24 protein-coding genes and 1 CRISPR repeat array are annotated in these 22773 nt (G+C 59.2%); of the genes, 14 read left to right on the top strand and 10 right to left on the bottom strand.

Annotation, left to right across the window (positions count from 1 at the left end; all coding sequences use genetic code 11):
- Positions 1 to 52: 52 nt before the first annotated feature.
- A CRISPR array of direct repeats spans positions 53 to 544; the repeat unit is 32 nt; unit sequence ATTTCAATCCACGTGCCTGCGTGAGGCACGAC.
- Positions 545 to 814: 270 nt separating this feature from the next.
- The 3 genes from cas2 to cas4 are packed head-to-tail and all read right to left on the bottom strand — an operon-like array spanning position 815 to position 2804.
- On the bottom strand, positions 815 to 1105 hold the full coding sequence (cas2, locus tag QZ650_RS01150; protein ID WP_292520123.1) for a CRISPR-associated endonuclease Cas2: 291 nt from the start codon (positions 1103 to 1105) through the stop codon (positions 815 to 817).
- 5 nt (positions 1106 to 1110) lie between these two features.
- Positions 1111 to 2145, bottom strand: a complete 1035-nt coding sequence (cas1c, locus tag QZ650_RS01145) for a type I-C CRISPR-associated endonuclease Cas1c (protein ID WP_292520125.1) — start codon at positions 2143 to 2145, stop codon at positions 1111 to 1113.
- The gene (cas4, locus tag QZ650_RS01140) at positions 2142 to 2804 is read right to left on the bottom strand and encodes a CRISPR-associated protein Cas4 (protein ID WP_292520127.1); all 663 of its coding nucleotides are present in this window, start codon (positions 2802 to 2804) and stop codon (positions 2142 to 2144) included. Before cas4 ends, cas1c begins: the two co-directional genes overlap by 4 nt.
- Positions 2805 to 2875: 71 nt before the next feature.
- Between cas4 and cas3 the strand changes: the two genes are divergently transcribed.
- The 4 genes from cas3 to cas7c are packed head-to-tail and all read left to right on the top strand — an operon-like array spanning position 2876 to position 8831.
- Positions 2876 to 5281: a CRISPR-associated helicase Cas3' gene (cas3, locus tag QZ650_RS01135; RefSeq protein ID WP_292520129.1), complete on the top strand. Its 2406-nt coding sequence runs from the start codon at positions 2876 to 2878 to the stop codon at positions 5279 to 5281.
- A gap of 21 nt (positions 5282 to 5302) precedes the next feature.
- The gene (cas5c, locus tag QZ650_RS01130; protein WP_292520131.1) at positions 5303 to 6010 is read left to right on the top strand and encodes a type I-C CRISPR-associated protein Cas5c; all 708 of its coding nucleotides are present in this window, start codon (positions 5303 to 5305) and stop codon (positions 6008 to 6010) included.
- Complete coding sequence (gene cas8c, locus QZ650_RS01125; protein WP_292520133.1) at positions 6007 to 7989, top strand: type I-C CRISPR-associated protein Cas8c/Csd1; 1983 nt, start codon at positions 6007 to 6009, stop codon at positions 7987 to 7989. The genes cas5c and cas8c overlap by 4 nt, the downstream gene beginning before the upstream one ends.
- On the top strand, positions 7986 to 8831 hold the full coding sequence (cas7c, locus tag QZ650_RS01120) for a type I-C CRISPR-associated protein Cas7/Csd2 (protein WP_292520135.1): 846 nt from the start codon (positions 7986 to 7988) through the stop codon (positions 8829 to 8831). The genes cas8c and cas7c overlap by 4 nt, the downstream gene beginning before the upstream one ends.
- A 122-nt stretch (positions 8832 to 8953) precedes the next feature.
- On the opposite strand, the gene QZ650_RS01115 is transcribed toward cas7c, so the two are convergent.
- On the bottom strand, positions 8954 to 10570 hold the full coding sequence (locus tag QZ650_RS01115) for a S41 family peptidase (protein WP_292520137.1): 1617 nt from the start codon (positions 10568 to 10570) through the stop codon (positions 8954 to 8956).
- A 241-nt stretch (positions 10571 to 10811) separates the two neighbouring features.
- Between QZ650_RS01115 and QZ650_RS01110 the strand changes: the two genes are divergently transcribed.
- Together QZ650_RS01110 and QZ650_RS01105 are read left to right on the top strand one after the other, a co-directional pair.
- The gene (locus QZ650_RS01110; protein ID WP_292520139.1) at positions 10812 to 12347 is read left to right on the top strand and encodes an AMP-binding protein; all 1536 of its coding nucleotides are present in this window, start codon (positions 10812 to 10814) and stop codon (positions 12345 to 12347) included.
- 73 nt (positions 12348 to 12420) lie between these two features.
- Positions 12421 to 13005: an ATPase domain-containing protein gene (locus tag QZ650_RS01105; protein WP_292520141.1), complete on the top strand. Its 585-nt coding sequence runs from the start codon at positions 12421 to 12423 to the stop codon at positions 13003 to 13005.
- Positions 13006 to 13049: 44 nt separating this feature from the next.
- Here the strand turns inward: QZ650_RS01105 and QZ650_RS01100 are convergent, their stop codons facing one another.
- The 3 genes from QZ650_RS01100 to QZ650_RS01090 form a co-directional block, all read right to left on the bottom strand.
- Positions 13050 to 13952 carry a methionine synthase gene (locus QZ650_RS01100; protein WP_292520143.1) on the bottom strand — a complete coding sequence of 301 codons (903 nt, stop codon included), beginning with the start codon at positions 13950 to 13952 and terminating at the stop codon, positions 13050 to 13052.
- The gene (aspS, locus tag QZ650_RS01095) at positions 13949 to 15238 is read right to left on the bottom strand and encodes an aspartate--tRNA(Asn) ligase (protein ID WP_292520145.1); all 1290 of its coding nucleotides are present in this window, start codon (positions 15236 to 15238) and stop codon (positions 13949 to 13951) included. Before aspS ends, QZ650_RS01100 begins: the two co-directional genes overlap by 4 nt.
- A gap of 140 nt (positions 15239 to 15378) precedes the next feature.
- Positions 15379 to 15921 (bottom strand): arginine decarboxylase, pyruvoyl-dependent, encoded by a 543-nt coding sequence (locus tag QZ650_RS01090; protein WP_292520147.1) that lies wholly within the window; start codon positions 15919 to 15921, stop codon positions 15379 to 15381.
- A 327-nt stretch (positions 15922 to 16248) separates the two neighbouring features.
- On the opposite strand from QZ650_RS01090, the gene QZ650_RS01085 reads away from it, so the two are divergent.
- From QZ650_RS01085 to nifU, 6 genes are read left to right on the top strand one after another with little or no spacing between them, the layout of a single operon-like run.
- Entirely contained in the window at positions 16249 to 16575 is a 327-nt protein-coding gene (locus QZ650_RS01085; RefSeq protein WP_292520149.1) for a sulfurtransferase TusA family protein, read from the top strand.
- A 9-nt stretch (positions 16576 to 16584) separates the two neighbouring features.
- Entirely contained in the window at positions 16585 to 16836 is a 252-nt protein-coding gene (locus tag QZ650_RS01080) for a sulfurtransferase TusA family protein (protein ID WP_292520151.1), read from the top strand.
- Between the two features lie 4 nt (positions 16837 to 16840).
- The gene (locus tag QZ650_RS01075; protein WP_292520154.1) at positions 16841 to 17065 is read left to right on the top strand and encodes a sulfurtransferase TusA family protein; all 225 of its coding nucleotides are present in this window, start codon (positions 16841 to 16843) and stop codon (positions 17063 to 17065) included.
- Between the two features lie 3 nt (positions 17066 to 17068).
- On the top strand, positions 17069 to 17428 hold the full coding sequence (locus tag QZ650_RS01070) for a DsrE family protein (protein ID WP_292520156.1): 360 nt from the start codon (positions 17069 to 17071) through the stop codon (positions 17426 to 17428).
- A 14-nt stretch (positions 17429 to 17442) separates the two neighbouring features.
- Positions 17443 to 18594 (top strand): cysteine desulfurase family protein, encoded by a 1152-nt coding sequence (locus QZ650_RS01065; protein WP_292520158.1) that lies wholly within the window; start codon positions 17443 to 17445, stop codon positions 18592 to 18594.
- Positions 18595 to 18606: 12 nt separating this feature from the next.
- Positions 18607 to 18996: a Fe-S cluster assembly scaffold protein NifU gene (nifU, locus tag QZ650_RS01060; protein WP_292520160.1), complete on the top strand. Its 390-nt coding sequence runs from the start codon at positions 18607 to 18609 to the stop codon at positions 18994 to 18996.
- A gap of 8 nt (positions 18997 to 19004) precedes the next feature.
- Here the strand turns inward: nifU and cofD are convergent, their stop codons facing one another.
- The gene (gene cofD / locus QZ650_RS01055; RefSeq protein ID WP_292520162.1) at positions 19005 to 19907 is read right to left on the bottom strand and encodes a 2-phospho-L-lactate transferase; all 903 of its coding nucleotides are present in this window, start codon (positions 19905 to 19907) and stop codon (positions 19005 to 19007) included.
- 73 nt (positions 19908 to 19980) lie between these two features.
- The gene (locus QZ650_RS01050; RefSeq protein ID WP_292520163.1) at positions 19981 to 20883 is read right to left on the bottom strand and encodes a 2-phospho-L-lactate transferase CofD family protein; all 903 of its coding nucleotides are present in this window, start codon (positions 20881 to 20883) and stop codon (positions 19981 to 19983) included.
- 225 nt (positions 20884 to 21108) lie between these two features.
- On the opposite strand from QZ650_RS01050, the gene QZ650_RS01045 reads away from it, so the two are divergent.
- Together QZ650_RS01045 and QZ650_RS01040 are read left to right on the top strand one after the other, a co-directional pair.
- On the top strand, positions 21109 to 21708 hold the full coding sequence (locus tag QZ650_RS01045; protein WP_256712835.1) for a Panacea domain-containing protein: 600 nt from the start codon (positions 21109 to 21111) through the stop codon (positions 21706 to 21708).
- 2 nt (positions 21709 to 21710) lie between these two features.
- Entirely contained in the window at positions 21711 to 22124 is a 414-nt protein-coding gene (locus QZ650_RS01040) for a type II toxin-antitoxin system PemK/MazF family toxin (protein WP_074370074.1), read from the top strand.
- Between the two features lie 75 nt (positions 22125 to 22199).
- On the opposite strand, the gene QZ650_RS01035 is transcribed toward QZ650_RS01040, so the two are convergent.
- Positions 22200 to 22376, bottom strand: coding sequence for a hypothetical protein (locus tag QZ650_RS01035; protein ID WP_178377707.1), 177 nt, complete (start codon positions 22374 to 22376; stop codon positions 22200 to 22202).
- Positions 22377 to 22773 lie beyond the last annotated feature (397 nt).

Genomic DNA, 22773 nt, shown 5'->3' with positions numbered 1-22773 from the left:
GTGCCTGCTTGAGGCACGACCGTACGAACTGCATGATGCCCCATCCGTAGGTATTTCAATCCACGTGCCTGCGTGAGGCACGACATACCCTTGATCTCTACTGCGACGCTGAGATCGGAATTTCAATCCACGTGCCTGCGTGAGGCACGACAATTTAGGACACTCTCTCTTTCTTCCTTCGATAATTTCAATCCACGTGCCTGCGTGAGGCACGACCATCGTACCGGGCATCCTCGCCATCCGCCCCCTATTTCAATCCACGTGCCTGCGTGAGGCACGACCGGATGCCGGGTCGGGGCAATCATGCGAGCCCCGATTTCAATCCACGTGCCTGCGTGAGGCACGACTGCCCCGCCCCTGACGAGCAGCCGGTCACCGTATTTCAATCCACGTGCCTGCGTGAGGCACGACGCTCAGGGAGTGGGAAATCCTGCGCCGCCGACGACATTTCAATCCACGTGCCTGCGTGAGGCACGACTTCTCCAGAACATTGTGCTGATGGATACGACTCAATTTCAATCCACGTGCCTGCGTGAGGCACGACTCTGTACTATATATCAGAGAACAAATATCTTTACCGGCTTCACGCCGTATTAGTGCCATCATATCCAGAAAAGAATCGAAATAAGGCATAAAGCACCCCTGAATAAAAAAATCAACACTCTACACAACTAGCCCCCTATACCACGCCATGATATGCCTCGAAAATATGAGGAAAATCCTCTATTTAGGCAAACAGTTGAGATTTGCCGGATCGCGAACCTCCCCGGGAAAGCATGGGCACTTCACCTTCGCGACACCCCTGAAATCGTCGCTACAAGATCAGCACATCCTCGACATTCAACCCGGGCTTTGCCCCCACATGCTCCACATGATCCCGACCGTGCTTCCCCAGGTTATAATACCGTATGCTGTCAATCGCAGGATCGATGACGTCACCGATCCGAACTTTCATCTCCATTAACTGAACCGAATCGACCACACACTCAAAGACCGAATTCTGCACGCGCGTCCCGTAATTCGTGCATATCTTCGCGACTGTGCGCAATCTGCGCCGCCCTTCCGGAGTCTCGGTATTTACATCGTATGTTACCAGAACGAACACCACTTTCACCTCATCACGAACGGTGGATACCCGTCGATATCCCCTCGCAGGTGCCGGGCCAGCAGCATTGCCTGTGCATACGGCAGAAGACCGACTGAAATCCGCTCGTCCAGATATCCGTGCATAACCTCCTCGGCCTTCCGTCGCTGCCACGCCGCAAGAACTTTTTTCCGCCCTGCATCCGTCAGGATAACCGCCCCGTTCTCCTTCATCACGAAATCATCTGCTGCAACAGCCCGGTTATTGATCAGACTCAACACGAACCGGTCTCCGAGATACGGCCGGAACTCCTCCATCAGGTCCAGCGCAAGGCTCATCCGTCCCGGCCGGGCGCGGTGGAGAAAACCCACCTGCGGATCAAGCCCCACGGATTCGAGAGCCGAAGCACAATCCACCGCGATCAGTGTGTAGATAAACGACAATAGAGCATTCATCCGGTTCAGCGGAGGTCTCCTGCTCCTGAACTCGAACGCAAATGCAGGATCCTGCGATAGAATCAGATCGTCGAAACAATCAAAGTAACACTTCGACAGAATCCCTTCGCGGCCCCGGAGTTCGTTCAGCGTATCGGGCGGCGCCTCCCTCAGTTGGCGAACACCCTCCGTCAGCCATTGAAGACGCTCTGAAAATGCGGGCGACATCTTCTCAGGGTAGTCGCGGCCAAACCGGAGGAGAACGCTCCGACAATTCAGCATTTTTCCGAGCACACAGTTCATCGCAATCCGCGCCGCGGCTCCCTCATCGTCCGAAAGAAGATACTGCCGCTTGCGGAGCAGCACGTTTCCGGATACACGACCTGAAACCCGTCCGAGATACTTCCCGTACGGCGACACAAATGCAAGACCCACATGGTGAGATGCACATAACTCCATCACGCCCGGACTCGCTCCCATAAATCCAAAACAGATGACTCCCTCCAGATTGTGAATGGGGATTCGTCCAATCTCCTTTCGCTCAACGGAAACGACGATATTTTCCCCATCTTTCGAAAGGTAGGAGTCAGGGTTGGTAACGTACAGGGTATTCAGGAGTTTTCTCATGCATCATCCCCCCTGATACGGGCGGCAAGGTAGCGGTCCACCGAACGCCTGCGGGACGAGACGGCCGGCATGCAGAGCTCGACAAGAGAACAGTTTTTGCAGTGCGGCAGCAGAACCGCCGGGGGAGTGGTGCCCGCATCGTAGAGCGCATACATCCCGGCGACTAACTCCGCCACCCGTCTGCGAAGTTCGTCGTCGAGGGGTACCTCAGTCCGCCGCCGGGTTTTGCCGTAGTACAGATACCCGTATTCAATCCCCGTCAGGTACATCTCCTCAAGGCAGATCGCCTGAGCGCACAGTTGCACCTCGTCGCGGTCGTCCGGCTTTCGCTTCCCTGCCTTGTACTCCACCGGCACGACGGTCCAGCGTCCCTCCCGTCCGGGGATCACGATCCCCGAATCCGAACAATGGTATTCCACCACATCCGCAACACCATAGATCTTCAGCGTGTGGGAGACCAGAGGCACGCTCCGCGAGATCAGCACATCGCCCCGACTCTCTGTGAAGAAAGGATCGTCCGCATTCCTGTGCATCTGCCTGCCGCCAAAGGTGAGCACGTTCTCCTTCCACACCTGCTCAATGTGGATAAGCGCCCACTGTCGTCTACAGAACGCGAAATGCTGGATGCCACTGAGCAGGAGGTAGTCGTCAGGGTCCATAGAAGTCCTGATCCCGATAAGGCATTATTATAAGTCACATTATAAGAACCTATCAACAGACGTGACCGCTCATGTACCTTGCTCGCTACGATTCTACAACCAATAGAGAGCAGACGCTCCAGGAACACTGCTCAACCGTCTCCGCCCTCTGCAAAACATACGGCGGGGCTATCGGGTGTCCGCATCTTGCAGAACTCTGTGGCCTGATTCATGATGCCGGAAAAGCAAAACAAGAGTTCCAGGCATATCTTCTTTCAGGTGACACGCGCCTCCGGGGGAAGATCAATCACACATCCGCAGGGGCCAGGTACATCGTTGACAGATACAGTAAGTCCACGGACGTCTACCAGGCCTGCACGGCCCAGGTGGTCGCCCTTGCAATCTGCTCCCATCACAGCGGCCTCATCGACTGTATCGACACCAGCGGACTTGATCGATTTCACTCCCGCCTGTACCCGGACAAGGACGTCGGATACAACGAGAGTATAACGAACTTTGAGTCCGAATGTATCGCAACAGAGAGCCTCGATGCCCTCTTTCAGAAAGCCGTCGAGGAGACCAGACTGATTCTCGAACCGATCCGCCGGCGAGAGGGCATCAAGCTGGAACAACCTTTTTATTTCGCCCTTTTTGCGCGATATCTCCTCAGCTGTGTTATCGATGCCGATCGATACGATGCCTACTGTTTTAAGGCAGGACTGGCGACGCAGGACCCGGACTACGAACTCGAAACAACCTGGCGGGAGCTTGCAGACAACCTCGAACAGTATCTCAGTACGAAGATGCGCAAAGACCGCGAGATCGATCGCCTCCGTGCCGGGATTTCGGATGCCTGCAAGCAGGCTGCGGTGTATCCCGGCGGCATCTACCGGCTCTGTGTCCCGACCGGCGGGGGAAAAACACTTGCAAGCCTCCGCTACGCCCTGCAACATGCGATCCTCCACAAAAAGCGCAGGATTATCTATGCAATACCGTTCACCACCATCATCGATCAGAACGCGGACGTTGTCCACAAAAGTCTCAAAAAGGATCGGTTCATCCTTGAACACCACTCCAACCTGATCCAGGAGCCTGAAGACGAAGGCCTTGCCGAACCCGACGAAGGGGACCGACGCAGTCTGCTCACCGAACGGTGGGATGTGCCGATCATCCTGACGACGACAGTGCAGCTCCTGAACACGCTGTTCCTCGGGAAGACCCAATCAGTCCGGCGGATGCATAACCTTGCAAACAGCATTATCGTCTTCGACGAAGTCCAGACGATCCCGATAAAGTGCCTCGACATGTTCAACGCGGCGTTAAACTTTCTTGCCGAGGTATGCGGTGCTACAATCATTCTCTGTACTGCAACCCAGCCCGGCTCGAACGTCGGGGTGCCCGTCAGATGTGCCCCGCCGGAGAACCTTGTCCCGGACTATGAAGAGTTATTTGGAAAGTTCCGGCGAACAACCATCCATAACGCCTGTATTCCCGGCGGCTATTCGGCATCGGCGCTTGCCGATTTCGCCCTTGAACAGCAGCGAATCAATACCAGCGTTCTGGTCATCATGAACACCAAGAAGGCGGCAAGGAACCTGTATGCCGCGCTCAAGCGCCGATATCCCTCCTGCTCCCTCCATTACCTGAGCACCGCACTCTGTCCGGCACACCGCAGGGCAAAACTTGCACAACTGAACGAGGAACTAGAAGCCCGAAAGCCGGTGATCTGCATCAGCACTCAACTCATTGAAGCAGGGATCGATATCTCGTTTAACTGCGTGATCCGCTCCCTTGCAGGGCTCGACAGCATCGCCCAGGCGGCCGGGAGGTGCAACCGGCACGGCGAAGATGCGCGCCGTGATGTGTTCATCGTCAACAGTTCCGAAGAGGATCTCTCTCGCTTGCCGGAGATAAAAATAGGCCAACAGCAGACGGCGCGGGTTCTGCGTGATTATGCAGCGGACCCTACACAGTTTGACTGCGATCTCCTCTCGCCAAGGGCACTGGCGAGGTATTACCTCTACTACTATGAGGTGCAGAAGAAAGAGATGCAGTATCCGGTATCTAAGAAGAACTCAAAATTTCCAACCGATGTCACGCTCTTCGATCTTCTCTCCCAGAACAGGGTAGGAGTGACGGCATATGAGTACCGTTTCAAGTGCCGCCTCTGGTATCCGTTCCGCCAGGCATTCGCCTCAAGTGGGAGTCAATTTTCGGTAATTGATCAGGATACGGTAAGCGTTCTCGTGCCGTATGGAAGAGGCAAAGAGATCATTCAGGAACTGGCAACGACATCTCACCTCCCCGCAACAGCAGAACTGCTGAAGGAGGCGCAACAATATTCGGTAAACCTTTATAAAAACGAAGTTCAATCACTCGATAACGGGATATATTCGATCGGGGATACCGGCGTTCTAGCACTTGTTGAAATGTATTATTCTTCTGACTACGGCATCACCCCGCTCACCGATAATGAACCCGTTATCTTAGAAGGATAAAGAGGAGGGCGGCAAAAGAACGTGGAGTATCCAAACAGCGTTGAGTTTCGGGCTTTCGGAAAGTTCGGTCTATTCACCGATCCACTAACCAAGATCGGCGGCGAAAAGTTCAGCTATCAGATTCCCACGTACCAGGCACTGAAGGGGATTCTGGAGAGTGTCTACTGGAAACCGACGATCATGTGGGTGATCGACTCCGTCAGGGTGATGAAGATGATTCAGACCCAGTCGAAGGGTATCCGTCCGATCAAGTATCAGGGTGGAAACGATCTCTCGATCTACACCTACCTCGCAGACGTGGAGTATCAGGTGAAGGCCCACTTTGAGTGGAACCCGCACCGGCCCGAGCTTGCCTGCGACCGGAACGAAAACAAGCATTACGCCATGGCAACGCGGATGATCGCCCGGGGAGGGAGACGGGACGTCTTCCTTGGGACACGCGAGTGCCAGGGGTATGTCGAGCCCTGTGCATGGGGAGAAGGAGAGGGCGCCTATGACGACTGTCCAGAACTTGCGTTCGGACTGATGTTTCATGGGTTCACCTATCCTGACGAGAGCGGCGATGGAAAATTCTCCGCCCGCATGTGGTATCCGGTTATGCGGCATGGTATCGTCGAGTTCATCCGCCCGGAGGAGTGCCCGGTCATCCGTGAGATCAAATCTCAGCATCCGAAGAAGTTTGCTCCGGGAGAAAGCCTCTGTCTTGCCGACGAGGAGGGGATGCAGTGAGCTGGATCTCCCGACTCTGCGAGACGTACGACAACTGCAGTGCCGGTGTGCTGAACGCAAGTACGGAGAAAGATCTGCTTCCGATCGGGCACACGACGCAGTATGCCCAGATCGAGATCGTCCTCGATGCAGACGGCAACTTCCGGTCGGCACGGGCGTTGGATAACGACAGGGTCAATGGTGAAAACGAGGCATTTACGATCATCCCCTGCACCGAAGACTCGGCGAACAGGACAAGCGGGCTTGAGCCACATCCATTGTTTGACAAACTTCAATATGTGGCAGGGGACTATTCCACGTATGTTCGGGACAAGGAGAGCGGATGTGATGAGTATACAGCCAATCTGCAGCGGTGGTGCGATTCTCCATACTCCCACTCAATGATCCAGGCAGTGCTGTCATATGTTCGGAAGAGAACGATGGTAGCCGACTTGGTTTCGACGAAGGTGCTCTACCTCTCTGAGTCCGGCGACATTATGGAGAAATGGACCGGGGCCGATGAAGAAAAACCGTTGCTGTTCCGGCAGACGGCTCACCCGGCGGATGCGTTTGTCAGGTTCTGTGTTGAGATTACTGGGCTGCCCGACTCCCGCGTCTGGATGAACAACGAGGTCCGAGAGCGTTTCATCGCGTACCATACACGTACGCTCTCGAATACCGGTACCTGCTACGTTACGGGGAGGACAGATGTTCCGGTCTCCCGCAAAAGTGCAGGAAAGATCCGGAATGCGGGTGACCGGGCAAAGATCATCTCTTCCAACGATGGCACAGGATTTACATTCAGGGGGAGGTTCGTCTCCCCCGATCAGGCGATGACATTGAGTTATGAGGCGTCACAGAAGTCTGTAAACGCCTTGAAATGGTTGGTTGCAAAGCAGGGTTACCGCAACGGAGATCAGGTAATCGTTGCCTGGGGCACGAGGGACGAACCACTCCCGCCGATCTGTGGGGACGGTGTCGATCTCTGGGATGATCTGATGCATGATCCGGATGCAACCCCCGAAACCCGGGAAGAGTTCGCATCCCGCCTGAATAAAGCGGTGGCAGGCTACTCAGCGGAGCTGAATGACAGTTCCAATGTGACAGTTATAGGCCTTGACTCCACAAACGGGCTGCAGGGACGCCTATCACTCACCTTTTACCGCGAGCTAACGGGATCGGAGTTTCTAAAACGGATTCTGCGGTGGCACACGACATGCGCCTGGTATCCGCTTTTCCGGTTCTACCGGGACGCTGACGACGAGGGTAGGTGGATACGGTTCCGTGGTGCTCCGTCCCCTGCAGACATCGCAGTTGCAGCATATGGTCCCGGACTGAACGAAAAACTCAAAAAAACGACGGTAGAACGGTTGCTCCCCTGTATTGTCGACGGGAAACCCCTCCCATGGGATCTCGTGGAAGCAACTTCGATGCGGGCTTCACGCCCGTTTGCGATGGAGAAGTGGGAGTTCAACCGTACTCTCGGGGTCGCCTGTGCGCTAACCCGGAAGTACTACAACGATAGAATGAACGATCGAGCGGAATTTGAGGGATACAAGGAGGTATGGAGAGTGGAGCTGGATTTGACGAAGACTGACCGCAGTTATCTCTTCGGCCGGCTGCTTGCCTATGCAAGAAAGATCGAAGAGTACTCGTTATATCTAGGTGGAGCGGACGCGCGGCAGACGAATGCGGAGCGATTTATGTTGCAGTTCCGAAAACGCCCTGATAAAACGTGGGATCTATTGTATCAGAAACTTCTCCCGTATATGAGCAGGTTCAGAACCAAAGGCCCGGAATCTTTCGGAAACCGATGTGAGGCAGGGATGAACTCCGTGATGGATGCACTGCAGAGTTCCGGCGGGTTTACCGGCGAACCGCTTGGTCCCACATATCTTCTTGGGTATCAGAGTCAGATGAACCAGTTTGAGACGGAATACCAGATAATGAAGACGAAAAAGGCGGAAAACGCGAAGAACAATGGAGTGTTAGAACCATGACGAACCTTGAGAACAAGATCGATTTTGCAGTTGTCGTTTCGGTGAAGAACGCCAACCCGAACGGAGACCCGTTGAACGGGAACAGACCGCGCGAAAACTATGATGGGTGCGGCGAGATATCGGACGTTTGTCTGAAACGGAAGATTCGGAACCGGATGCAGGATATGGGGCAGCCGATCTTCGTGAAGTCCGACGATCGCAGCGATGACGGGTTTAAGAGTCTGAAGGAGCGGGCGGATGCCTGCAAGCCGTTTGCTGACGCGGTCAAGAAGAAGGACGCGGAAAAGGCAAAGGAGATTGCCTGCAACGAGTGGCTCGACGTCCGAAGTTTTGGCCAACTGTTTGCCTTCAAAGGGGACGATGCATCCATCGGCATCCGCGGCCCGGTTTCGATTCATCCGGCATTCAGTGTGGACACAGTCGACGTAACGGCCACACAGATTACGAAGAGCGTGAACAGCGTACCGGGCGCTAAGAAGGCGTCGGACACCATGGGTATGAAGTACCGCGTGGACTTCGGAGTGTACGTGTTTTACGGGAGCATCAACTGCCAGCTCGCAGAAAAGACCGGATTTTCGGCAGAGGATGCAGAGAGCATCCGTAGGGCTCTCACCACCTTATTCGAGAACGACAGCTCATCTGCCCGTCCGGAAGGCAGTATGGAGGTATGTAAGGTGTTCTGGTGGACACACAACTCAAAGAGCGGGCAGTATTCTTCGGCGAAGGTTCACCGAACGTTGCATGTGCGGCCGAAGACGGATACGCCGAAGTCCATCGAGGACTACGATATCACGGTAGACAAACTGGAAGGTCTTGAACCCGAGATCTTTGAAGGAAGGTGACGAGAACTCCGGCGGTGAACGCCGCCGGGGCAGACTATCCCAACCGTCGGGATGGCATATCGGTGAATATCAGTTTGATCAATCTTGCTCCCGCACGGCAAAGGTGGGAGAACTCCCCCCCTTCACCGCCGGCCGTACCAGACAGCGACAACCGCAATCGCCCCGAGCACGACCGCCCACCCGGCCGCCGCCTGTGCCGGCACCGCCGAAGGCTCCGCGGTCGTCTCCCCCGCCTGCGCCCGGATCCACTCGACCGCGTACGCGAGCTGGACGTCCTCGCCGGCCATCGCCCGCGCCAGGGTATCCCGGTCGAGCGGCACCCGCACCGTCGGGGCGACCCCGCCGACCAGCGATGCGTTGCTGTCGACCTGGATCCGGCCGTTCTCGTCGAGCGACGCCCCCTGCGGGAAGGCTGTCATGATCCTGGGGGGAAGCACCGGCCCCATCGACTCCATCCCGAACGCCCCGTTCGTCCCGTACCACGAGACGATCGCGCCCGTTCCGGATTCCGCAAAGACCTTCGGGAGGCCCTCGCCCGAGCTGATGGTGTAGGGGCTGACGAGGAGGGCGACCGGGCCCGTGTAGCCGTCGGGCCGGGGTTGCGCCCACGACTCCCAGAGGACCGCCTGCTCCCCCGTCCCGGGGTCGTAGGTGGTGCCGTACTCATAGAAGACCGACCGGTTCACGAACCCCCCGGCGTAGGCGGCGGCCAGGTTGTCGTCCCCGCCCCGGTTGAACCGGAGGTCGATGACGATACCGGGCGCACCGTTCGCGATCGCACCCTCCACCGCCGCCTTGAAGGGCTGGTAGACATCATAGGACTCTTCGTAGACCGCAATGTAGGCGACCCCTCCGGGGAGGGTCCGGGTGGTCACGGTCTCGTTCGCGATCATCGCCCTGAGTTCCGCCGACGATCCGGCCACTCCGTCGTTCACCTCGCGGCCGAGGAAGATGCTCGTCCGGGCGAGGGTCTCGTAGCCGTCGTCCGTCGCGGTCAGGTTGACCGTGCGAAACGGGCCGGCGATGCCGATCTCCGCCGGGGTGCCGACCGGTGCCCGGGTCAGGAACCGCAGTTTGTGGAGGAGGATGCCTTCCGCGGTCGAGGGCTTGATCGGGGTCCAGATGATCGAGGTCGCATCGATAGCCTCCCCAACCGGCCGGCCGTTCCAGGAGACGATCTCGTCGCCGAACCGGACCCCCGCCCGCTCAGCCTCGCTCCCCTCCGCAACGTAGGTCACGATCACCTCGCCGGTATCGAGCCGTGCGACGGCGAGCCCGTAGCCCCCGCCTATATCGGCATGCTTCGCCCCGAAGTCGTCGGGAGAACTGACCAGGACGTGCCCGTCCGGGATAGCGTACACGAACTCGCGGAGCGTGCGGTAGTATGCGGCGTTATCCTCGTTCCTCTCAGCCTCCGCGATCTTCGGCGCATACGCCGCATACAGCGCATCCCAGTCGACGCCGCGCCACTCCGTGAAGGCGTAGCGCTCTTTCATATAGGCGCACGTCTCGCGGAAGGCGTCGCTCCAGGAGAGGTTGCTGAGATCGGGGACCTCCGTCAGGTTCGCCATGACGGGCGCATAGGACGCCATCAGTTCCTCGTTGTAGGCCGTCTCGTTGTTTCGCTCGAACGGGGCGGCGGCGTCCGTCCATACCATCCCGCACGAGTCGGTGTAGAGGCCGGCGGATGCCGGAGAGACGAGGGCGAGGAGCAGGGCCAGAATTACAAATCCAGGCACTGCGCGGGTCAAAAGGTTGAAAAGCATGATGAGCAGTCTCAAAGAAGCATTCTTTGCCGTGAGATTTGGCCTTTGCGTTTCTTTCGGCGGATCGTTTTGGATGCGCCAGGATCGGCAGGAGGCCGGACCGGGGATATTCCCTGCGGCGATCTGCGACGGATTCTTCCCCGGGGCAACCTATTTACACCCCCATGAACAAGCATATACATCAAAGTGCAACCCTGCAACACGGAGTCCCCCCATGCCGAACTGTACCACATTTCTCGATGCCAACGCCTGTAACCCCACAAAAACCGCTCTCGTCATCCCCTCCCGGGGTGAGTCCTACACCCGCGCCGACCTCCGGGACCTTGTCGCCCGGGCGGGACGCGGCCTCCTTGACCTCGGGGTCGGGCGCGGGGAGCGGGTCTGCATCTACCTCGACAGTTCGGTGGAGTACCTGGTGAGTTATCTCGCCCTCTGGCGGATCGGGGCCGTCGCGGTCCCGACGAACCGGGTCTACCGGGAGAGCGAGGTCCTCTACGCCGTCCGTGACGCAGGGGCTGCGGTCGTCATCACCGACGTCGAGGGTGCGGCCCTCGTCGGTCGGATCCAGGATCAGGCGCCGACGCTCCGGCATGTCATCGTCGTCGGCGAAGAGAGCGCCACCGGCGCCACGCCCTGGACCGACCTCCTCCGCTCACCGGCGGACCTCCGAGCCGTCCACTGCCGGTTCGACGACCTCTGCCAGATCCAGTACACGAGCGGCACCACAGGAAAGCCGAAAGGGGCCATGCTCACCCACGGCAACTGGATCGCGGCGATGGACGCCGAGCGGGACGTTCTGCGGATCACCGAGAACGACGTCTACCTCGGGATCTACCCGATGGGGCACGTCGGCATCAGCTGGGGGATCGCCACCCTCCGGGCCGGCGGGACCTACGTCGTCATGGAGCGGTTCGACCTCGACCGCTACCTCGACCTCGCCCGGGAGTACCGGGCCACGATCGTCGCCGGGATGCCGCCGGTGATCCACTCCCTCATCCAGACCCCGCCGGGGACCGAGACGGCGCTTTCGACCGCACGGGCGATGATCAGCGGCGGCGGCCCCCTGACCCCCGGGGTCTGGAGACCCTTCCACGAGCGGTTCGGTATCCCCATCGTCAACGCCTACGGCCTCTCCGAGACGGTCGTCGTCGGGACCGGGACCGCCATCCGCCCCGAGCACTACGCGACAGCCGATGAGTTCCGGAGCGTCGGGACACCGGTCGGGTTCTCGGAGGTGAAGATCGTCGACGCAAACGACCCCGGCCGGGAGCTTGCGGTCGGCGAGGACGGCGAGATCGCCCTCCGCGGGCCGGCGGTGGCGCTCGGCTACTGGCAGATGCCCGAGGAGACCGCCGTCGCCTTCCTCCCCGACGGCTGGTTCCTGACCGGGGACGTCGGTCACCTGGACGAGGCGGGGATGCTCTACATCACCGATAGGAAGAAGGACATGATCGTCATGTCGGGCTGGAAGGTCTACCCGACCGAGGTCGAGGACGTCCTGGTCCAGCACCCGGGCGTCCGTGACGCGGCGGTCTTCGGGTGCGGCGACGAGCACCGGGGAGAGGTGCCGGTGGCCGTGGTGGTCCCTGCGGGAAACAGCATATCGCCCGACGAGATCATTGCCTTCGCCCGCGAACGGCTCGCCGGCTACAAGGTCCCCCGCCGGGTCATCCTCGCCGCCGAGATCCCCCGGGTGAACGGCTGGAAACTCCTCCGGAAACGTCTCAGGGAAGAGTACTGCGGCGCGTAATCGCGCCCGGCGAAGGAGTATTAAAGAAGAAGCGGCGTATACATACCATATCTTTGCGGATAGGGGTATACACGTGGCAGACACCATCAAACGTTCGACAGGGATCGCCGGCCTGGACCTTGCGCTCGACGGGGGGTTCCCGCCGGGCGCCCGCATCATCATCTCCGGCTCCCCCTTAAGCGGCCTCGAACTTCTGGCGCAGCAGTTCTGGCAGGCAGGGAAGGAGACGGGCACATACCTTATGCTCGACACCGTGCCGGACGAGGACATGATCGACGCACGGGGGATGGACGCCGCGGCGCTCGCCGGGGCCATGCGGGGGGAGAGGATCGTTGTGGACTCCCTCTCCACGCTGATCGCCGCCCGGGGAATCGATGCGGCCACCAGATTTGTCCTCGAGGACACCCGGGGGATCACCGATGCAGGGGCAAACATCGTCTACCTCCTCTACACCGGTCTTCACACGCCCTTCGAGGAGGCGCGGATGATGCGTGCCGCCGACATCTTCATCACCCTCAGGCACCAGGTCCACGGCAACGAGTTCGAGCGGACGCTCGCCATCGAGAAACTCAAGGGTGCGGACGTGCCGCAACGGGTGATCCCCTACCACATCATCGCGAAGGGCCTCGAACTCTCGACGACGAGCAGGGTGGTCTAGGTCGGAACGCCCGGCCTGATCCCTCTTCGCGAACTCGTAACCGTCTAATCCGTATACTCGGCCCGGACCAGCCCTGCCGCGGCAACCATATTCTTCAGTTTTCCGAACGCCGCGTCCCGCGTCTGCATCCTTAGACCGCAGTCGGGGTCGACGAGCATCATCTCCGGCGAGAAGACGTCGACCCCGGCCTCGATCCTTTTTTGGATGGTCTCGACGCTCTCGACACCGGGATCGGCCGAGTCCACGCACCCGTAGCCGACCATCCGGCCGCGCAGGTCTTTTGCCGAGAGCACCTCAAGGTTCTCCGGGTTATTCGCGAACTCAAAATCGAATACGGCGACGTTCGTCTTGAGGATATCGTCGATGACCGCCCCGAGGTTCCCGCAGACGTGGAGGCAGACCGGGGTGCGGAGCCTCCCGACGATCGCGTTCACCGCCTCGCGGCCGACGGCGATGTTTGCCGCGCCCGTCGAGAAGATGGGCTCGTCGACCTGGATGAGCGCAACGCCGGCGTCCTGGAGGTAGCCCGCCTCGACCGCGAGCGCCTGGGCGAGGTCGAGGACCAGTTCGTCCTTGTTCCGGTAGAACGACGTCTCGATAGAAAGACCGTGCGCGAGCGTGCTCGGTCCGGTCAGGATCCCCTTCACCTTCGAGTGCCGGGAGAGGGCATACTTCGTGTCCGCGAGGGTTATCGGCCGTGCGGCCGGCTGGACCTTCCCGACGACCGAAGACCCCCGGATGCCGGGGAGGTGGGAGGTGAAGGCCCGGATCATGTCGCCCCGGACCTGGCCGTCGGAGATGATATCGATCCCGGCGCTGATCTGGTCGGCGACCGCTACCTCCACCGCGTGCTTGAACGGGTCCATCCGGGCGAAGAGTCCCGAGCCTTTCACCACCGGGTAGCTCCCGACCACCGTGGTCGGGAGGCGCACGCTTGTCAGGGTCATGGGGTCAGTCTGTGCCGGTCACGCGGGAAAAGCACCGCTTCGCGGATGTTCCCGAGATCGAGCATCGTCATCACCAGGCGCTCGATGCCGAGCCCCCATCCGGCGTGCGGGGGCATGCCGTAACGGAATGTCTTCAAATAGAACTCGAAACTCTCGGGCGAGAGCCCCTTGGCGCGGATCCGCTCCACCAGGAGGTCATGATCGTGGATACGCTGGGCGCCGGAGGAGAGTTCCATCCGGGGGTGCATCAGGTCGAACGCCTTGCAGAACTCAGGGCGATCGGGGTAGGGCATCGCGTAGTAGGGCCTGATATCGGTCGGCCAGTCGACGATGAAGTAGTGCTGCCCGACCGTATCCCCGATCGCCCGCTCGGCCGCCGGGGAGAGGTCGTCGCCGAAGACGAGTTTCTCCTCGATGGTCCGGTTCGCGATCTCGATCGCTTCCGTATAGGGAATCCGGGGGAACGGCTTCGCGGGGACCGCAAGATCGACGCCGAGTTCCGCGAGGTGCTCGCCGCAGTTCTTCGCGACGGTCTCGTAGACGTGGACGATCAGGTCCTCAAGAAGTTCCATGACGTCGTTGTGGTCGGCAAACGAGACCTCGACATCGAGACTCGTCGCTTCGTTGAGGTGCCGGACGGTGTTGTGCTCCTCGGCACGGAAGATGGGGCCGATCTCAAAGACGCCCTCGAACCCGGCAGCCATCATCATCTGCTTATAGAGCTGCGGGCTCTGGTTCAGGAACGCCTCCTTCTCGAAGTAGGCGATGGGGAAGAGTTCGGTGCCGCCCTCGGTCGCCGCCGCGACGATCTTCGGTGTGGCGATATTGATGCAGCCCCGGGAGGCGAGGAACTCGGTCGCGGCGCAGGTCACCGCCGAGCGGATAAAGAAGATGGCGCGGACACGCGGTTTCCTGACGTCCAGGAACCGGGAGTCGATCCGGGTATCCATCTCGGCGGGGACCTTCTCGGCGACGTCGAGCGGGAGCGGGCTCTCCGCGATGCTGATGATCTCAAGCTCCTCCGGGACGATCTCGCGCCCGCCGGGGGCTTTCTCGATCGCTTTAACCTTGCCCTGAACCCTGACCACGGACTCTCTTGAGACGCTCCGGGCGGCATCAAGGATCTCTGCCGTGACCTTCTTCTTGGGGATGGTCACCTGGATGATACCGGTCCGGTCGCGGATCAGGAAGAATGAAAGTCCTCCGAGATCGCGGACCTCGTGCACCCATCCGATGATCTCGGCAGATTCGGTCTCAGGGGTTACGGCCCGTATTGGTAGACGCATATGAAAAACCTGGATACAGTGTGGGCCGCAGGAGGTATTTTGTCTTGCGCTCCTCCTCAGGAGGGCGCTCGGGCAGGACGGCCGGATACGGCCGGGCCCGGGCGGCCGCGGAAAAAGGGGCGGCGGCCCGGGAGAGAGTATTAAAGGAAGACCGCCGCGGCGATGACTGTGGTCCAGCGGCCGTCCATAACCCCTTCCGCCGCCTGGCAGGTGTGGGTCGTGCTGATGATCCTGCCGCTCGCCTTGTAGATCTGCTCCCGCTCCTGCCATGCCTGGTCGGGATCGAACTCGATGCCGAGCGTTGTCGCAAGCATCGTTGCCGCAAGGTCTTCGGCGTATTCACCCGAGACCTCCGCGGTCTCCCCGAACGCGTGGTGCTCGGAGAGGTAGCCGTAGGCGTTGCTCTCCTTCGGCATCGCGTGGCCGATGGCGGCGGAAGCAAGCCTGCTCGGCTCGTTGGTCTCATTCCGGGCCATGACAACATAGACGATGCTGCCCGGAGAGAGTTCCTTTAAGCCCTCTTCCGGCGAGACCAGCTGGCAGTTCGGCGGGAAGATGCTTGAGACGTAGACCAGGTTGTACTTCTCGATGCCCGCCTGCCGGAGAGCCAGTTCAAACGATGCCAGTTTGTCTTTGTGGATGCCCACACCCTTCGTAAAGAAACACTTGGTCGGAACGAACATTAGGGATCTTCTTATCGTTTGGTTTTTTTAATATTTTCGGTTATAACAGTCACAAATTCAGAACGGGACGAGATATGTCGCCTAATTCTCACTATAACGCAAAGACTGCGCGATATCGCAAAACATCCCAGGGAAATTTGGTTTTTAAAACTCGCAGGAGCGAGCGACGGGAGGCGCCGTCCGCTCCCCGGGCAGCCGGCGAAGGGCACCCGGGGAACGGGCCTATTCATGGCGGCAGGATCCCGGCGGATATCCCCCCGACGTCCCCTCTCCCTCCCATGGCTTCACGGTCCCGTCCCCCGGAGGAACGCTTATATGCCATGGGGCATGATCCGGTGCAACCGGGAGTCTGCCGTTGACGCGTCACGGCGCCCGGATGCCCGCACGCGCCACGCAACGGAAGGTAACGAGATGGAACAGGAGAACAAACCCATGGCCGTCGTGGACTGCATCGGGCTCTACTGCCCCATGCCGATCACGATGACCAAAGAGGCAATGGAGAAGCTCGACGTCGGAGAGGTGCTCATGGTCGAGGCGGACGACCCCGCCGCGGAGGAGGATATCCGGCGCTGGGCAGACCGGGTGGGTCACGAGATCGTGAAGTTCGAGAAGGATGACGGGATTATGCGGTTCTCTATCCGGAAGATGAAGTAGGTGATACCGATGATGTATGCAGATAAGACGGTGAGCTGCGTTGGCATCTGCCAGTCGCCCATGCTCTCGATTGAGGCGGAGATGAATGCGCTCAACGAGGGGCAGATCCTGCAGGTGACGACCGACAAACCGGACCTTGTCGAGATGGTCAGGACCTGGGCCGGCGAGAGGGGGCACACGCTCGAGGAAGAGCACGTCACCTCGGGCGTGACAACCATCATTCTGCGCAAGGGAAGGGTGGCGCCGGTAGAAGCGAAGTGATCGGATGGACGGCTACGTGGATGCCCGGGGAACCTACTGCCAGGCGCCCGTCATCCTGCTCAAAGAGGGTATGGACAGACTCGCGAGCGGCGAGATCCTGAAGGTCGACGTGGACAACGCGCCCACCGGGGAGGATGTCAGGGTCTGGGCAAAGCGGATGGGACACGAGATTGTAGCCGAGGAGAAGGCCGGAGAGAAGACCACCTTCTCAATCAAGAAAGGAGCGTGAGATATGGCACGGATACTGTATGTCCAGACCAGCGGGACCGATGCCCCCGAGAGGCTGTATGCGCCGTTCGTCCTCGCTATGACGGCGCGCGCAATGGACATGGACGCGGACATCTTCTTCATGATCAAGGGGGTGACGGTCGTCAAGAGGGGTGCGGCGGAGGAGATCCAGGTCGGGAACTTCCCGAAACTCTCTGAAATGAGGGATCAGGCGATCGCCGCGGGGGCAAAGATCTACATCTGCGAGCAGAGCACCCAGCTCCTCGGCCTCGATCGGGGCGACTTCATCGAGGAGGGGCAGGTCGTCGGTGCCCTCACCTTGAACGATCTCGCCGTCGACGCCGACGCGGTCATTACGTTTTGAGGGGCTGCAGGCGGATGGAGCAGCGGATCTACCTCGACCACGCGGCGGCGATGCCGGTCCATCCGGGGGTTGCCCGGTTCTGCAGGCAGTTCCCGGAAGGCTTCGCCGGCAACCCCTCCACGCTCTACCAGGAAGGGCTCGAAGCGCAGGAGGCCATCTTCCGCGCGCGGGAGAAGGTGGCGGCGCTCATCGGGGCGAACGCCCCGGACTCGATCATCTTCACCAGCGGGGCGACCGAGTCGAACAACATCGCGATAAGGGGGACCGCGCTCCGAAACCAAAGAGCCGGAAAGGCGGTCGTTCTGAGCGCCATCGAGCACATATCGGTCCTGAACCCGGCAAAAGACCTCCAGAAGAGCGGTTTTGTACTCACGCTGGTCCCGGTCGACCGCTACGGCACGATCGATCTCGACGCCCTCGGGGCGGTGACGCCGGAGACCGTCGTCACGTCGGTCCATTACGCGAACAACGAGATCGGGACGATCGAACCGATCCGGGAGGTCGCGGAGATCGTCCACGACCGGGGAGGGCTCCTCCACGTGGACGCCACCGACGCCGCGGGGAGGATACCGATCGACGTGGAGCGCGACGGGATCGACCTGCTCACCCTCTCCGGAAACCAGCTCGGGGGACCGGACGGAGTGGGAGCGCTCTACATCCGCCCGGGGGTCCGGGTCCAGCCGGTCCTCGTCGGGGGCGGGCAGGAGCGCGGTCTCCGGCCCGGGACCGAGAACGTCTTCGGCATCGCCTGCATGGGCGAGGCCGCGAGGCTTGCAGGGGAGGAGATGCCGGAGGAGAGCCGGCGCCTCCGCGCCATCCGGGACCGGCTGATTGCCGGGATCACGGAGATCGAGGAGGCATACCTCACCGGCCACCCGACGGAACGGCTGCCCCATCACGCGAGTTTCCGCTTCTCGCGGATCGAGGGCGAGAGCATCCAGCTCGCCATGAACATGCTCGGGATCGCGGTCGCCACCGGGTCGGCGTGCACCTCCCGGACGCTTGAGGCCTCGCACGTCCTCCTTGCCATCGGGCTCGCCCACGACGAGGCGCACGGGTCGATGATCGCGACGCTCGGGCGCGGGAATAACGTTGACCAGGTGCCCCGGATCGTCGAGGCCACCAGAGAAACAGTTAAACGCCTGCGGGCTATTACACCGCTATAGGACGGTACCACTATGGCAGAACAGGTCGGATACAGCCAGAAGGTGATGGAGCACTTCATGAACCCGCACAACGTCGGGGTGATCGAGAACCCGGACGGCTACGGCAAGGTCGGCAACCCCGTCTGCGGGGATATCATGGAGATCTTCATCAAGGTCAAGGACGACGTCATCGAGGACATCAAGTTTCGGACGTTCGGGTGCGGCTCGGCGATCGCGACGAGCAGCATGGTGACCGATATGGCCAGGGGAAAGACGCTTGATGAGGCGATGAAGATCACCCGCGACGACGTGGCGACCGAACTCGAGGGGCTGCCGCCCCGGAAGATGCACTGCTCGAACCTCGCGGCGGACGCGCTCCACTCGGCGATAGAGGACTATCGCAGCAAGCAGAAGAAAGAGTGAGGGGTTCTTCAGCACCCGTAGATCAGGGTGAGGATGTTCTTTGCGAGGTCGAGGCTCTTGCCCCGGTTGACCATCAGGGTATCCAGGCGGAGCGCTCCCTCGACCGCGACCGGGTCACGGATATCCTGGATGAAGACGTCCACGAACTCCTCGTAGAGACTGAGGGTCCCGGCGGATGAAGCCTCTTTTCCGAAGGCCCGCATCAGGGCCGCCGCCGGGCCGCTGACCGGGGCATCCCCGATGAAGGGGCTGACCGCGATGACGCACTGCCGGCGGAGCGCCTCCTTCACCCCGGCGCACTCGAGAATCGGGGAGATACTCGTGACCGGGTTGCTCGGCCCGATCACCACGGCATCGCTCGCCTCGATCGCCCTGATGACCTCGTCGGTCGCGACCGGCGGTTCGCTGGACCGGCGGACGACGCCGTCGATCGGCACGTCTCCCCGGTGCTTCACCCAGTACTCCTGGAAGTGTATCTCGCCCTTCTGCGTGCAGACGTAGGTCGTCACGGGAGAATCGGTCATGGGAAGAACGGTCGCACGGGCGGCGAGGCTCCTGCAGAGGGCTTTTGTCGCCTCGGTGAGCCGCATCCCGCGCCGGAGCATCTCGCCCCGCGCAACGTGGACCGCCCGGTCCTGGTCCCCGACGGCGATGAACTCGTCGATCCCGAGCCTCGCGACGAGGTCGTGGGTGATGTAAGTGTCGTCGCGGATCCCCCACCACTTGCCGGTATCGAGGATGCCTGCGAAGAGGTACATGACCGTATCGATATCGGGCGAGAGGTGGTTGCCCGAGAGCCACATATCCTCGGCCGTGTTGACGACGACCGCGATCTCCCGCTCGTCCAGCAGTTCGCGCATTCCGCGGAGGAGTTTCGGGGTCCCGGTCCCGCCCGAGAGGAAGGTTATCATTGGATAATTAGCGTATCAAGCGCATCCGTATATGAATTTTGCCAAACTTTGCCCGGGGGTCAATGCCCTATTTTCACGAAACAGCGTGCCGTATAACCGCCGTGATGTCCCAGGCAAGGGACTCGGCCTGCCGGCTGTGCAGGAGACCGGTCTCCAGGCGGAGCGAGCCGGGGACCTCATCGGGGTCGTGGCGGTCCTGGACGAAGACGTCGACGATATCCCCATAGAGCCGGGATACCCCCGGGGAGGTCGGTTTCTCGCCGGCGGCGTACATGAGCGCGGCGTCCTTTGGGTCCGGCGCGACGTCCCCGCGGAACGGGGAGACCGCGACGACGAAGCGATCGCGGAGAAGGTCCCGCATGCCGGCGCACTCAAGGATGGGGAGGACGCTTGCGGCCGGGTTCGCGGGGCCGATCACGACGGCGTCGCTTTCCTCGATCACCGCCCGGACCTCGTCCGTGACCGCCGGGGAGGCCGGCCTGATAAGTTCCCGCACCTCGGTATCGGCCGCGGCGGCCATCTGGTAGGTGGGGAGCGGGAGGCGCTCGGTCCCGGTGTCGACGAGGATGCCGGCCGCATCGTCGGTCACCGGGAGGACGGTCGCCCCGATGTTGAGCGCACGGGACTGCGCCCGGACCGCCTCCGTCAGGGTCAGACCCGCGCCGAGGAGCGCCGCCCGGGCGATCTGGACGGCCCGGGCACGGTCGCCGACCGGGAAGGGTTCCCCGCCCGCCACCTTCGGGAGGTAGTTATGGGTGGCGTAGGTGTCGCCCTTGATCCCCCACCACCGCCCGGTATCGAGGATGCCGGCAAAGAGGAAGACGGCGGTGTCGATATCAGGCGCACAGTGGCCGCCCGATATCCAGAGATCCTCGGCGGTATTCGCGACGACGGCGATCTCGCTGTCGTAGAGGATCTGCCGGACGCCCCGGATGAGCGCAGGCGTCCCGGTTCCGCCGGAGAGGAAGGTGATCATGGCTGAATGTTATTGTAGGTGGGGTGTCCGGGGGGTTAAGAGTTTCATTTGCTGTGGTGGGGATGCATACGGTATGAAGCAGAAAAGCAATGCTATCGTGTAAAGAATCCGTGTCGTTATAGCGAACAGGGATGAGCAACGCGGGCAATAATATCAAATATTATATAGTATTACATTATAGACTCAAATATCCATTGAGGCGTTCAGACAGAGGGCGTGCTGATCATGGAGAGGGTGAAAAGGTTAAACGCACTCCTTTACGCAATGGAGGAGTACCCAGACATTGGAAGAACAAAATTAATGAAGTTCGTGTTCTTCACAGATCTTATCCACTATAACAACTACGGCAACACATTACTGGACGATGAATACATCAGAATGAAAGCAGGGCCAGTTCCCGCGCATGCTTTCGAGGTCTCTGGAGCAACTCAGCCGCAATATGATGTTTGTGTCGAGCAGATCGACGAAGAGCGAACAAAGTATACATATCATCCAAAGCAGCAATGCAATCGCTCTTTGTTCTCCGATGAGGAAAGGGAGTTGTTTGATAAAATCATAAGACTACTCAAAGCATATCACACTGAAGAGATCAGCGAGATCACGCACCGTATGGCACTCTGGAAGAACCATGGAAAGATGGATCAGATTCCAATTGAAGAATTTGAGCTGAGTGACTACGAGATGGATGAGTTTTGCTCCTTCATTGATTACCAAGAGGCAATTGAGTGTGTCTGTCAGTTAGAGATGAACATGGATGATGGTTACGAGGATAGAGTGCCTGAATATATCCACGAATTACAGATGGCTGCATTGAAAGAGGAATAAGTTTGCATTCATCACCATCTCCCATTGGTCCTGGTTCAGTCCATTTTTTTGATCTCACAGCGCACACAGGAGTTTCACCAAATACGATCAAAAAGGCTCATTTTGTTGCTGTTGTCATGAACCCCAGGATCGTTTCCCGACCGCGGCACCTGACGATTATTTGTGTTCCAATGACCTCTTTCCGGCTGGATGATCACTGGGATAACGACAAAGGAGTAATGCGGTCATTCTATCATTACCTCCTTGAAGCACGAAAATATCCTGAGCTGGAACATGATACAGTTGTAAAATGCGAGCAAATCTTCACAATAAACCGGGAATATTTCAATGGAAATTATAGATTCACCCTTGAGAAAGATGATCTGATAGAGATTCGGAAAAAACTTGCTGGTGTCCTTGGCATTGGTGGCGTGTAACAGACCAAAAGTCCGATTGATTCAGGGAATTTTTGAGGGGGAAAAAAGAGTTGAGTTTTTATGATTTAGTTCCCCTCATGCAATTCCACTTGTTGCATCAATGATCATCCCAGCAATTAAGCAGGCGAAGCCAAGTACGCCAAGTGCGACGATAGCTTCTCCTGCATCTTTAAGCACCGGGATGGATGCGATAATGGCGCCCATTACGATGAGGGCGATTATCGTACCAATCAAGGTTTTAACCTCCGGCATTTTTTGCTCAATTTGCGCTACTTTTTTATACCAAAACGCCTAGAATAGATATAGCAATTGGTGAAATTGCATCTATTTAGGAGATTTGATCAGATGGACTGATGCGCGAACATCGTCCATCTCTGATCATCTCGTTTCAGACTCTTCTGACACCCCCTATTGATTGTAATTCTAATTAGCTTGTCAGCATATATATTCTTGTCGCCGACGATGTCGAAAATAAGCCATTTAGTGCCTCTTAATCCAATTTAACCCACTGTAACACAGTGTATCACACTGTATTATAATTCATCCCAAATCATTCCAATACCATCTAATACTATTGCATCTTTTCGCATCTGACTGACTGGGACCTCAACTCACTTGGGTCATGGTCATGGCGCTGCCGTGATTGGGA

The sequence above is a fragment of the Methanoculleus sp. genome (genome assembly GCF_020696975.1).
Lineage (GTDB): Archaea > Halobacteriota > Methanomicrobia > Methanomicrobiales > Methanoculleaceae > Methanoculleus.
The sequence above is the reverse complement of the archived record's forward strand: the minus strand, read 5'-3'. Positions and strand labels throughout refer to the sequence as shown.